This window comes from Vibrio sp. NC2, from assembly GCF_025195005.1.
Lineage (GTDB): Bacteria > Pseudomonadota > Gammaproteobacteria > Enterobacterales > Vibrionaceae > Vibrio > Vibrio splendidus.
In genome coordinates this window covers 136495-150469 of record NZ_JANVFC010000010.1, presented here as the reverse complement: position 1 = coordinate 150469, position 13975 = coordinate 136495, and the positions used below count along the sequence as shown (strand labels likewise).

The window sequence follows — 13975 nt, the reverse complement described above, 5'->3', positions numbered from 1 at the left end:
ATGAGCTATCAACCACTTTTACTTAACTTTGATGAAGCAGCTGAACTTCGTAAAGAACTTGGCAAGGATAGCCTATTAGGTAACGCACTGACTCGCGACATTAAACAAACTGACGCTTACATGGCGGAAGTTGGCATTGAAGTACCAGGTCACGGTGAAGGCGGCGGTTACGAGCACAACCGTCACAAGCAAAACTACATCCATATGGATCTAGCAGGTCGTTTGTTCCTTATCACTGAGGAAACAAAATACCGTGATTACATCGTTGATATGCTAACAGCGTACGCGACGGTATACCCAACACTTGAAAGCAACGTAAGCCGTGACTCTAACCCTCCAGGTAAGCTGTTCCACCAAACGTTGAACGAGAACATGTGGATGCTTTACGCTTCTTGTGCGTACAGCTGCATCTACCACACTATCTCTGAAGAGCAAAAGCGTCTGATCGAAGACGATCTTCTTAAGCAGATGATCGAAATGTTCGTTGTTACTTACGCACACGACTTCGATATCGTACACAACCACGGCTTATGGGCAGTGGCAGCGGTAGGTATCTGTGGTTACGCAATCAACGACCAAGAATCTGTAGACAAAGCGCTTTACGGCCTGAAACTAGACAAAGTAAGCGGCGGTTTCTTAGCGCAACTTGACCAACTGTTCTCGCCAGACGGCTACTACATGGAAGGTCCTTACTACCACCGTTTCTCGCTACGTCCAATCTACCTGTTTGCAGAGGCGATTGAACGTCGTCAGCCTGAAGTTGGTATCTATGAATTCAACGATTCAGTGATCAAGACAACGTCTTACTCTGTATTCAAAACGGCATTCCCAGACGGTACATTGCCAGCTCTGAACGATTCATCGAAGACAATTTCTATCAACGATGAAGGCGTTATCATGGCAACGTCTGTGTGTTACCACCGTTACGAGCAGACTGAAACTCTGCTTGGTATGGCTAACCACCAACAAAACGTTTGGGTTCATGCTTCAGGTAAAACATTGTCTGACGCGGTTGATTCAGCAGACGACATCAAAGCATTCAACTGGGGTAGCCTGTTTGTAACCGACGGTCCTGAAGGCGAAAAAGGCGGCGTAAGCATCCTTCGTCACCGTGACGAGCAAGATGACGACACGATGGCGTTGATCTGGTTTGGTCAACACGGTTCTGATCACCAGTACCACTCTGCTCTAGACCACGGTCACTACGATGGCCTGCACCTAAGCGTATTCAACCGTGGCCACGAAGTGCTGCACGATTACGGCTTCGGTCGCTGGGTAAACGTTGAGCCTAAGTTTGGCGGTCGTTACATCCCAGAGAACAAGTCTTACTGTAAGCAGACAGTTGCTCACAACACAGTAACGGTTGATCAGAAAACGCAGAACAACTTCAACACAGCACTGGCTGAGTCTAAGTTTGGTCAGAAGCACTTCTTCGTAGCAGACAATCAGTCACTGCAAGGCATGAGCGGCACAATTCCTGAGTACTACACAGGCGTAGACATGCAACGCAGCGTGATTCTTGCTGAACTTCCTGAGTTCGAGAAGCCACTTGTAATCGACGTATACCGCATCGAAGCGGACGCTGAGCACCAGTACGACCTACCCGTTCACCACTCTGGTCAGATCATCCGTACTGACTTTGATTACAACATGGAAAAAACGCTTAAGCCGCTAGGTGAAGACAACGGTTACCAGCACTTATGGAACGTGGCTTCAGGCAAAGTGAATGAAGAAGGCTCTCTAGTAAGCTGGCTACATGACAGCAGCTACTACAGCCTAGTAACTAGCGCGAATGCGGGCAGCGAAGTGATTTTTGCTCGCACTGGTGCTAACGATCCAGACTTCAACCTTAAGAGTGAGCCTGCGTTCATCTTACGTCAGTCTGGTCAAAACCACGTGTTTGCTTCTGTACTAGAAACGCATGGTTACTTTAACGAGTCTATCGAAGCCTCTGTAGGCGCTCGTGGTCTAGTTAAATCAGTGTCTGTTGTGGGCCATAACAGTGTCGGGACTGTTGTTCGCATTCAGACTACTTCTGGTAACACTTACCACTACGGTATCTCAAACCAAGCTGAAGACACGCAGCAAGCAACTCACACTGTTGAGTTCGCGGGTGAGACATACTCGTGGGAAGGATCATTTGCTCAACTGTAAATGATTGACACGCAAGTTATTTAACGATGGCTTGTGTTGATGTGGTGCTTTGCGGGAACGAAGCATCACATTGAATTCAGTCGTGATTGCAAAATCGTTCGTTGATACCAACAACGACTGAATACATCGGGAATAAGTCAAACCGAGTAACTCACTGTGAGTTGCTCGGTTTTTTTATGCGTGTAGGAAACAGAATTGAACTGCTTACTAGAAGGGATAAGGAACAAAGAGTTAACCCAAGCGAAGGAAAATAGCTAATGCTCACCTGTGTTTAGACTACAGTAACTGATAGGAATAAACGGTTAGGGAGTGAATCATGAAGTTAATGAAAGGGTTGGTATTAATACTAGCGGTCTCTTGTTCTACCTCTGTTTTTGCTAACGCTGTTTTAGCAAATGAAGAGTCTGATAGCAGTGTCGAAACTGGGGAGTTCGTGCGTTATCAATATCAAGACAAGATCAGTTATGGAAAGTTAGATAAAGGCGTAGTGCTGCCAATTCGTGGCGACATCTTTGGCGAATATTCAGTCGCGAAGGCTTCGATTCCACTGGATTCGGTTGAAGTGCTACTGCCAACACAACCAGAGAAGGTATTCGCCGTCGGGATGAACTTCGCTAGCCACTTAGCTTCACCTGCCGATGCACCACCGCCGATGTTTCTTAAACTTCCTTCCTCTTTGATTCTCACAGGCGAAGTGATTCAAGTGCCACCAAAAGCAAGAAATGTTCACTTTGAAGGCGAGCTGGTGGTTGTGATTGGGAAAGAGCTCAGTCAAGCCAGTGAAGAAGAAGCCGAACAAGCGATCTTTGGTGTCACGGTGGGCAATGATATTACAGAAAGAAGCTGGCAAGGCACGGATTTACAATGGCTTCGAGCGAAAGCTTCAGATGGCTTTGGCCCGGTTGGCAACACAATTGTGCGCGGCATTGATTACAACAATGTTGAGTTAACCACTCGTGTTAACGGTAAAGTGGTTCAACAAGAAAATACTTCGTTCATGATCCACAAGCCAAGAAAAGTTGTGAGCTATTTGAGCCATTATTTTACCCTCAAACCGGGCGATCTTGTTTTCATGGGAACGCCGGGAAGAACCTATGCTTTGTCCGACAAGGACCAAGTGAGTGTCACGATTGAAGGGGTAGGGACTGTGGTCAACGAAGTGCGGTTCTGATGGAATTGAATTAGCGTTGGGAGCTACAGAGCTTATGTCTGAATTTGCAGTACGTAGACGACTTGAACCTATTAATTTGAACTAGGTTAACTTGTGTAGTGAATAAACTAACCGTTTTTCGGTTCCATTATTTTAGCCCAATTGAGTGATGTTTTTGGAAGCGAGCAGAGAAAACGAGAATGACGAACCTACATGCTCGGCGAGGGTTTTGTTAGTGGTGTAACACAGTGTTTCTAGCTAAGAGAAATTAGATGCTTTCTAAGTGTTTGATTAATTGCATAAATTAATAGGTACTATCCGCTTTGATTTTACTCAATTGGCTGTAGGTTGAAATACTGTTATAGTGCTCCTTAAATAATACATAAACATAACATATAAATAAGCGAACTTATGGCTAGCACTTTTAATTCAATTTCGGGCTCGAAGCGTAGCCTGCACGTGCAAGTAGCACGCGAAATCGCTCGTGGAATTTTGTCTGGTGATCTGCCGCAAGGTTCTATTATTCCTGGTGAAATGGCGTTGTGTGAACAGTTTGGTATCAGCCGAACGGCACTTCGCGAAGCAGTTAAACTATTGACCTCTAAAGGTCTATTAGAGTCCCGCCCGAAAATCGGTACTCGTGTAGTAGACCGCGCATACTGGAACTTCCTTGATCCACAACTGATTGAATGGATGGACGGCCTAACCGACGTAGACCAATTCTGTTCACAGTTCTTAGGTCTTCGCCGTGCGATTGAACCTGAAGCGTGTGCACTGGCAGCCAAATTTGCGACGGCTGAACAACGTATTGAGCTTTCAGAGATCTTCCAAAAAATGGTCGAAGTGGATGAAGCTGAAGTGTTTGACCAAGAACGTTGGACAGACATTGATACTCGTTTCCATAGCTTGATCTTCAATGCGACAGGTAACGACTTCTATCTACCGTTCGGTAATATTTTGACTACGATGTTTGTTAACTTCATCGTGCATTCTTCTGAAGAGGGAAGCACATGCATCAATGAACACCGTAGAATCTATGAAGCTATCATGGCCGGTGATTGTGACAAGGCGAGAGTTGTGTCTGCAGCTCACTTGCAAGATGCTAACCACCGTTTGGCTACTGCGTAATAGAAACGATTTAAAGTGCATCTGAGCCATCTCACATTGAGATGAACAGCCTCACGTTCAGATAAACGACTTAAAAAGGTATGCCTAGTGCATGCCTTTTTGGGTTTTTAGACCGCTTGTTGCACCATCTGTAGCACTATTTTGGGTCAGTCTTTTTGCTACGTCTGTTAAGCTATTCTTCCACGTTACAACCCGCCTTATTTTTAACGTCTACGTAACAATCCCCAAGCATCGTTCTAAACACATTTTCAGACTGCCCGTATCAGACAAGTAGTTATGCGACAGCCGGGATTTTTCACCTCTAAGTATTCTAAATCTGGGATTAAACAAACAGGGTTCGTGGATTTAATATTTAGATATTTAAATTGAATTCTAATGATATTACCCGCTCGATTTCGTAAAAAACACTGGTTTATTGTGTGATGAATGATGTGGGTTTGGTCACGGATTCTCTTTTATTATTTTTGAGGTCTTTATGTTTATATGTGTTTGGTTGTATTTGTTAATAAGTGTGCAAAGTCTTACTTTTATTTTAAGTTGTTGTTTTTAAGGTGAAGTTTATTTTTAGTGTTTGATCTTTTGAGTTTTCACCTAAAACCCTAACAATTTCCTTAATGGATTAGCCATATTCCATCCTATGTCATATATATAATTAACTTAATCAATCAAAATAAGATCACCATCACTTATTTGGATTATTGTACTACAAATAAGGAGTCGAATTTCCTATAGTCCTCGTAACAAATTAAAACGGACAAAGGATACACGATGGAACTCAACACGATTATTGTCGGCATTTATTTCCTATTCTTGATTGCGATAGGTTGGATGTTTAGAACATTTACAAGCACTACGAGTGACTACTTCCGCGGGGGCGGTAACATGTTGTGGTGGATGGTTGGTGCAACCGCCTTTATGACCCAGTTTAGTGCATGGACATTCACCGGTGCAGCAGGTAAAGCGTATAACGATGGTTTCGCTGTAGCGGTCATCTTCGTAGCCAACGCATTTGGTTACTTCATGAACTACGCGTACTTCGCGCCGAAATTCCGTCAACTTCGCGTTGTTACGGTAATCGAAGCGATTCGTATGCGTTTTGGTGCAACCAACGAACAAGTATTCACTTGGTCTTCAATGCCGAACTCAGTGGTATCTGCGGGTGTGTGGTTAAACGCATTGGCAATCATCGCTTCGGGTATCTTCGGTTTCGACATGAACATGACTATCTGGGTGACTGGCCTAGTGGTATTGGCAATGTCGGTAACAGGTGGTTCATGGGCGGTAATCGCATCTGACTTCATGCAGATGGTTATCATCATGGCGGTAACGGTAACTTGTGCGGTTGTAGCGGTTGTTCAAGGTGGCGGTGTTGGTGAGATTGTTAACAACTTCCCAGTACAAGATGGTGGTTCGTTCCTTTGGGGCAACAACATCAACTACCTAAGCATCTTTACGATTTGGGCATTCTTCATCTTCGTTAAGCAGTTCTCAATCACGAACAACATGCTTAACTCATACCGTTACCTAGCAGCAAAAGATTCAAAGAATGCTAAGAAAGCTGCATTGCTTGCTTGTGTGTTGATGTTGTGTGGTGTGTTTATTTGGTTCATGCCTTCTTGGTTCATTGCAGGCCAAGGTGTTGATTTATCAGCGGCTTACCCTAATGCAGGTAAAAAAGCGGGCGACTTTGCTTACCTATACTTCGTACAAGAGTACATGCCAGCAGGTATGGTTGGTCTATTAGTTGCCGCGATGTTTGCAGCGACAATGTCTTCAATGGACTCAGGTCTAAACCGTAACTCAGGTATTTTTGTTAAGAACTTCTACGAAACAATCGTTCGTAAAGGTCAAGCATCAGAGAAAGAGCTAGTAACCGTATCTAAAATTACTTCAGCGGTATTTGGTTTCGCTATTATCCTAATCGCACAGTTCATCAACTCATTAAAAGGTTTGAGCCTGTTTGATACAATGATGTACGTAGGTGCGTTAATCGGTTTCCCTATGACGATTCCTGCATTCCTTGGTTTCTTCATCAAGAAGACTCCGGACTGGGCTGGTTGGGGAACGCTAGTTGTTGGTGGTATCGTATCTTATGTGGTTGGTTTTGTTATCAACGCGGAGATGGTAGCAGCGGCGTTTGGTCTTGATACTCTAACAGGACGTGAATGGTCTGATGTTAAAGTTGCGATTGGTCTGATTGCTCACATCACGCTAACCGGTGGCTTCTTCGTACTATCTACGATGTTCTACAAGCCTCTATCAAAAGAACGTCAAGCGGATGTTGATAAGTTCTTTGGCAACTTAGATACACCATTAGTAGCAGAATCGGCAGAGCAAAAAGTGTTGGATAACAAACAACGTCAAATGCTTGGTAAACTGATTGCGGTAGCGGGTGTTGGTATCATGTTGATGGCTGTTCTGACGAACCCAATGTGGGGACGTTTAGTCTTCATCCTTTGTGGTGTGATTGTTGGTGGTGTTGGTGTTCTACTTGTGAAAGCGGTCGATGATGGCGGCAAGCAAGCGAAAGCAGTAACCGAAAGCTAATACATAGAAAACGTTTATAATAGAATGCGACGACTCGAAAGGGCGTCGCATTTTTTTATTCTGCGGAACCGGAAAACCGTCAGGTGAAAGATATCTGACCTAAATCACGAAAACTGTACAAAGTGGTTCAATCGAATCGAAATATATTCAATTGTCCTACAATAAGACGTATATTATTGCTAATTCCTTTCAATCAACTTGAAAAATAAGTGAGTTAGAATGAGCGACCAAAAATCTCTTGATGCAATCAGGAAGATGAAGCTGGAAAACGATACTTCAGCAGGTAATCTTGTAGACCTACTTCCTATCGAAGTTCAAACACGTGACTTCGACCTATCATTCCTAGACACCTTGAGCGAAGCACGTCCGCGTCTTCTTGTTCAAGCTGATCAGTTAGAAGAATTCAAAGCAAAAGTGAAAGCTGATCAAGCTCACTGTATGTTTGATGATTTCTACAACAACTCTACCGTTAAGTTCCTTGAGACTGCTCCTTTCGAAGAGCCTCAAGCGTACCCAGCTGAGACGGTAGGTAAAGCTTCTCTATGGCGTCCTTATTGGCGTCAAATGTACGTTGATTGCCAAATGGCACTGAACGCGACACGTAACCTAGCGATTGCTGGTGTTGTGAAAGAAGACGAAGCGCTAATTGCGAAAGCAAAAGCTTGGACTCTAAAACTGTCTACGTACGATCCAGAAGGCGTGACTTCTCGTGGCTATAACGATGAAGCGGCTTTCCGTGTTATTGCTGCTATGGCTTGGGGTTACGACTGGCTACACGGCTACTTCACAGATGAAGAACGCCAGCAAGTTCAAGATGCTTTGATTGAGCGTCTAGACGAAATCATGCACCACCTGAAAGTGACGGTTGATCTATTGAACAACCCACTAAACAGCCACGGTGTTCGTTCTATCTCTTCTGCTATCATCCCAACGTGTATCGCGCTTTACCACGATCACCCGAAAGCAGGCGAGTACATTGCATACGCGCTAGAATACTACGCAGTACATTACCCACCATGGGGCGGTGTAGACGGCGGTTGGGCTGAAGGTCCTGATTACTGGAACACGCAAACTGCATTCCTAGGCGAAGCATTCGACCTATTGAAAGCATACTGTGGTGTAGACATGTTTAACAAAACATTCTACGAAAACACAGGTGATTTCCCGCTTTACTGCATGCCTGTTCACTCTAAGCGCGCAAGCTTCTGTGACCAGTCTTCAATCGGTGATTTCCCAGGTTTAAAACTGGCTTACAACATCAAGCACTACGCAGGTGTTAACCAGAAGCCTGAGTACGTTTGGTACTACAACCAACTGAAAGGCCGTGATACTGAAGCACACACCAAATTCTACAACTTTGGTTGGTGGGACTTCGGCTACGACGATCTTCGTTTTAACTTCCTTTGGGATGCACCTGAAGAGAAAGCACCATCGAACGATCCACTGTTGAAAGTATTCCCAATCACGGGTTGGGCTGCATTCCACAACAAGATGACTGAGCGTGATAACCATATTCACATGGTATTCAAATGTTCTCCGTTTGGCTCAATCAGCCACTCTCACGGTGACCAAAACGCATTTACGTTGCACGCATTCGGTGAAACGCTAGCATCAGTGACAGGTTACTACGGTGGTTTCGGTGTAGACATGCACACGAAATGGCGTCGTCAAACGTTCTCTAAAAACCTTCCACTATTCGGTGGTAAAGGTCAGTACGGCGAGAACAAGAACACAGGCTACGAAAACCACCAAGATCGCTTCTGTATCGAAGCGGGCGGCACTATCTCTGACTTCGACACTGAATCTGATGTGAAGATGGTTGAAGGTGATGCAACGGCATCTTACAAGTACTTCGTTCCTGAAATTGAATCTTACAAGCGTAAAGTCTGGTTCGTTCAAGGTAAAGTATTCGTAATGCAAGACAAGGCAACGCTTTCTGAAGAGAAAGACATGACTTGGCTAATGCACACAACTTTCGCAAACGAAGTGGCAGACAAGTCTTTCACTATCCGCGGCGAAGTTGCACACCTAGACGTAAACTTCATCAACGAGTCTGCTGATAACATCACTTCAGTTAAGAACGTTGAAGGCTTTGGCGAAGTTGACCCATACGAGTTTAAAGATCTTGAGATCCACCGTCACGTGGAAGTGGAATTCAAGCCATCGAAAGAGCACAACATCCTGACGCTTCTCGTTCCTAATAAAAACGAAGGCGAGCAAGTTGAAGTGTCTCACAAGCTTGAAGGCAACACGCTACTGCTAAATGTTGACGGCGAAACGGTTTCAATCGAACTGTAATCCGCTGAAGTAACAGAAGTTAGATACTAAAAACTCCGAGTGAAAGCTCGGAGTTTTTTTGTTTGTCTAGCCAATTAAGTTGGAGTTGGATAAGTCAGTTAAGTTGTATTAGTTGACAACGTTGGCAAACCGATCAGGTTGAAAGAACACTTAATTGGCCAGTGATAAATAGCTTCTCGATGCCAAGTCAGTGGCTCAGGGCTAAATCTGGATGCTGATACACACAAAGACCGGGCATGTACTTAGCCACTATGCTGAATGAAATGTGCAGGAGTTGTATAAGAGACTCGCATGTATCGCTCCGTTAGAAGAACAGGGCACCAACGCCTGTTTCCTAGAAATTGTTATGACTTACTTTTCCGTGAACAGCCTAATCACTGGCTGAGTAAGGGAGTAGTGAACTATACATAGGTAATGAACTATACATAGGTAAAGGCGTAGCTTGTTCTTACTAATCGTATGACATTTAACGTATGTTATTTCATCAATAGACGGTTTTTAAAGTGGTAAATAGTTCCTGTAAGTATAAAGCGTGACCCATATTTTCTCGTAAAGTGAACCCCCGTCACAACTTGCGTCTAACCATCAAATCAATGCCCTAAAACTATTGCGTAACGAGAAAGACGTCGTTATTATAATGAGCATATAATCATACAATACTATATTTGGAGTTTAAACATGACTAAACCTGTAATCGGTTTCATTGGCCTAGGTCTTATGGGCGGCAACATGGTTGAAAACCTACAAAAGCGCGGCTACCACGTAAACGTAATGGATCTAAGCGCTGAAGCTGTTGCTCGCGTAACAGATCGCGGCAACGCAACTGCATTCACTTCTGCTAAAGAACTAGCTGCTGCAAGTGACATCGTTCAGTTTTGTCTGACAACTTCTGCTGTTGTTGAAAAAATCGTTTACGGCGAAGACGGCGTTCTAGCGGGCATCAAAGAAGGCGCAGTACTAGTAGACTTCGGTACTTCTATCCCTGCTTCTACTAAGAAAATCGGCGCAGCTCTTGCTGAAAAAGGCGCGGGCATGATCGACGCACCTCTAGGTCGTACTCCTGCACACGCTAAAGATGGTCTTCTGAACATCATGGCTGCTGGCGACATGGAAACTTTCAACAAAGTTAAACCTGTTCTTGAAGAGCAAGGCGAAAACGTATTCCACCTAGGCGCTCTAGGTTCTGGTCACGTGACTAAGCTTGTAAACAACTTCATGGGTATGACGACTGTTGCGACTATGTCTCAAGCTTTCGCTGTTGCTCAACGCGCTGGTGTTGATGGCCAACAACTGTTTGACATCATGTCTGCAGGTCCATCTAACTCTCCGTTCATGCAATTCTGTAAGTTCTACGCAGTAGACGGCGAAGAGAAGCTAGGTTTCTCTGTTGCTAACGCAAACAAAGACCTTGGTTACTTCCTTGCTCTTTGTGAAGAGCTAGGTACTGAGTCTCTAATCGCTCAAGGTACTGCAACAAGCCTACAAGCTGCTGTAGATGCTGGCATGGGTAACAACGACGTACCAGTAATCTTCGACTACTTCGCTAAACTAGAGAAGTAATCGACGTACGACCTCGCTAGGGTATTGCCTGTCTTTTAGGCGGCGATACCTCAGCGAGGTTCGTTTTTATCTGCCATATCCAACCTTTGTTCCCTCGTTAAAATCTTCTACTTCTACTTCTACTTCTACTTCTACTTCAATTTCCTCAGCTACACCTAATCAAAACTTTGTCTAACTCTGTTACTGCCTCAATTCCTATTTTTTTCTATATCTATATCTATATCTATATCTATTTCTAACGGCAAATTCAAAACCTTATAGCACCAATTCGTTAACCCACAGTTCCTCGTAAGCTTAAAACCAGCACACTTACATGATTGTTGGTGATGGCTTAACACTGCTCGAGTATCGGGTCTGAAAAGAAAGTAAAAAAAGCCCACACAGCTGGTGACTGTATGGGCATGTTCGGACGAGCCGTCTGGACAAACAAATGAGCAATAGTAAGTGAAAAAACGAATAACGAGATCCCCCGACAGTTTCTACGTTAAACGCGTTCAATGACCTTAAAGCGGCTGCTTCAATTATCACTTTGAATTGAACAAAAGCATCCAGAAAGAACTTAAGTTATGATTCAAATACACCATAACTTAAGGCTTATTGTATTACAAATAAATTTTGAGATTGAATGCCTTTAGTGAATGGTTAGTTGGTAGAAGTGTGAGTTAAGACTCATTTTTTCACTCAGCTGGGTGAGGTAAATAAGAAGAGTTTTCGAAAAGATGTTATCGGAGAATTGATGAGCTAGTTATCTAAAAATCGATATATTTGAATGTGTTATGCGTCAATGTTTAACTTCGAACAAAATCCAAACTCATAAATGATACCTATGTCACAGGGCGGTTTTAGCCAGTTTTAATATATCAAGATCGCTCACAGAATGCTTGGCTAATTAAACATACAATATTAATTGAATTGATGGTTGTGACGATGGATCGGCATGAACAAGTTTCGCTTTCCGTATCTTCGAAAATGTAAAAAATGACCATTTCATTCGGATGAAAATAATAGACATAGGTTGATATGGATGATGAGTTTTATGAATTCAAAATTGTCTCTAGGGTTTAAAGGAAAATTGATTTTAATGGTAGCGATCGTCAGTTCTAGTGCTTTAGCATTTACGAACTGGTTTACGCTTAATTTGGCCACTGAACAGGTAAACCAAACGATTTATAACGAGATTGATCACTCGCTTACGATAGAAATCAATCAAATAGAAAGTACCGTTCAGCGCACCATCGATACCGTTAACTCTGTTGCACAAGAGTTCATGACATCCCCATACCAAGTGCCGAATGAAGCACTCATGCATTACGCGGCTAAGCTTGGTGGCATAGACAAGATTGTAGTGGGTTTTGACGACGGCCGTTCTTATACCTCTCGCCCTTCAGAGTCTTTCCCTAACGGTGTTGGAATAAAAGAAAAGTACAATCCAACCACTCGACCTTGGTATCAACAAGCCAAATTGAAATCAGGCTTATCTTTTAGTGACCTGTTTTTCACTAAGAGTACTCAAGTGCCTATGATTGGTGTGACGTACTCATACCAAGATCGCGTCATCATGGCCGATATACGCTTTGACGATTTGGAAACGCAGCTTGAACAGCTGGACAGCATCTACGAAGCCAAAGGCATTATCATCGACGAAAAGGGGATGGTGGTCGCTTCAACAATCGAAAACGTGCTTCCGCAAACCAATATATCTTCTGCAGACACTCAAATGAAACTCAACAGTGCCATTGAACAGCCTGATCAATTCATTGAGGGTGTGATTGATGGTAACCAGAGAATCTTGATGGCCAAGAAAGTGGATATTGGCAGCCAGAAAGGGTGGTTCATGATCTCCAGTATTGACCCTGAACTCGCGCTCAATCAGTTGAATGGCGTGATGTCGAGTGCGCGCATCCTTATTGTGGCTTGTGTACTTGGCTCGGTGATATTGATGATTTTACTTCTGAATCGCTTTTACCGCCCAATTGTTTCACTGCGCAAAATCGTTCACGACCTATCTCAAGGTAACGGAGACTTGACTCAAAGGCTTGCTGAGAAGGGGAATGATGACTTAGGGCATATCGCCAAAGACATCAACTTGTTCATTATCGGCTTACAAGAGATGGTTAAGGATGTGAAATACAAGAACTCGGATCTCGATACCAAGGTACTGAGTATTCGTGAAGGTTGTAAAGAAACCAGCGATGTACTGAAAGTTCACACTGATGAAACGGTTCAAGTGGTCTCTGCAATTAACGGCTTGTCTGAAGCATCAAACGAAGTAGAGAAGAATTCTCAGTCGGCGGCAGAAGCAGCAAGAGAGGCTGCTGTATTCAGTGATGAGACGAAACAAATTAACACAGTGACGGAAACCTATATCAGTGATCTTGAGAAGCAAGTCTGCACCACCTCAGATGATATTCGCTCAATGGCCAATGAAACGCAGAGCATCCAGTCTATCGTGTCTGTGATTGGCGGAATTGCGGAACAAACTAATTTGCTGGCATTGAATGCGTCAATTGAAGCGGCGAGAGCGGGTGAACATGGTCGAGGTTTCGCGGTGGTTGCTGATGAAGTCCGTGCGTTAGCCAACCGAACTCAAATCAGTACTTCTGAAATTGATGAAGCGCTGTCTGGCTTGCAGTCTAAATCAGATGGTTTGGTTAAATCGATTGAGTTGACCAAAAGCAACTGTGAAATGACGCGTGCTCAAGTGGTTCAAGCGGTAAATATGTTAGCGAAGCTAACGGAACAGATGGTAACGGTGAGTCGTTTTAACAATGACATTTCGGGTTCGTCTGTTGAGCAAAACGCCCTTATTCAGAGCATCGCTAAGAACATGCATAAGATTGAAAGCTTTGTTGAGGAGCTTAATAAGCTAAGCCAAGATCAGCTGATTGAATCAGCAGAAATCAAAACACTTAACGGCAGCGTTAGTGACTTGATGAGCAGCTTTAAGGTTTAACTTTTCTAATATTTATATTTAAAAATCAACATACTAAGTTTAGTTGTTGATCTGAGAGCCACTCAATAACTTGCGAGTTTAGAGTGGCCTTTATGCGTTTTTCTTGAGTCTAACTCTACGCAATACTCATTCATTCCACTTCATTTGCCGCATCTCACATTCTGATAAATAGATAATTGACATAA

At 43.6% G+C, this 13975-nt stretch carries 7 protein-coding genes; all 7 read left to right on the top strand.

Annotated features, from left to right (window positions below; all coding sequences use genetic code 11):
- The 7 genes from NX845_RS14600 (at position 1) to NX845_RS14570 (ending at position 13790) form a co-directional block, all read left to right on the top strand.
- Entirely contained in the window at positions 1–2154 is a 2154-nt protein-coding gene (locus NX845_RS14600; protein WP_260256958.1) for a heparinase II/III family protein, read from the top strand.
- A gap of 316 nt (positions 2155–2470) precedes the next feature.
- Positions 2471–3325 (top strand): fumarylacetoacetate hydrolase family protein, encoded by an 855-nt coding sequence (locus NX845_RS14595; protein ID WP_102456178.1) that lies wholly within the window; start codon positions 2471–2473, stop codon positions 3323–3325.
- Positions 3326–3715: 390 nt separating this feature from the next.
- Entirely contained in the window at positions 3716–4432 is a 717-nt protein-coding gene (locus NX845_RS14590) for a FadR/GntR family transcriptional regulator (protein ID WP_017095155.1), read from the top strand.
- Positions 4433–5200: 768 nt separating this feature from the next.
- Complete coding sequence (locus tag NX845_RS14585) at positions 5201–6979, top strand: sodium:solute symporter family transporter (RefSeq protein WP_017095154.1); 1779 nt, start codon at positions 5201–5203, stop codon at positions 6977–6979.
- 219 nt (positions 6980–7198) lie between these two features.
- A complete protein-coding gene (locus tag NX845_RS14580) occupies positions 7199–9277 on the top strand; it encodes a DUF4962 domain-containing protein (protein WP_017077170.1) in 2079 nt (692 codons plus the stop codon).
- A 678-nt stretch (positions 9278–9955) separates the two neighbouring features.
- Positions 9956–10837 (top strand): NAD(P)-dependent oxidoreductase, encoded by an 882-nt coding sequence (locus tag NX845_RS14575; protein ID WP_004733521.1) that lies wholly within the window; start codon positions 9956–9958, stop codon positions 10835–10837.
- A gap of 1081 nt (positions 10838–11918) precedes the next feature.
- Positions 11919–13790, top strand: coding sequence for a methyl-accepting chemotaxis protein (locus tag NX845_RS14570; protein WP_260256961.1), 1872 nt, complete (start codon positions 11919–11921; stop codon positions 13788–13790).
- Positions 13791–13975 lie beyond the last annotated feature (185 nt).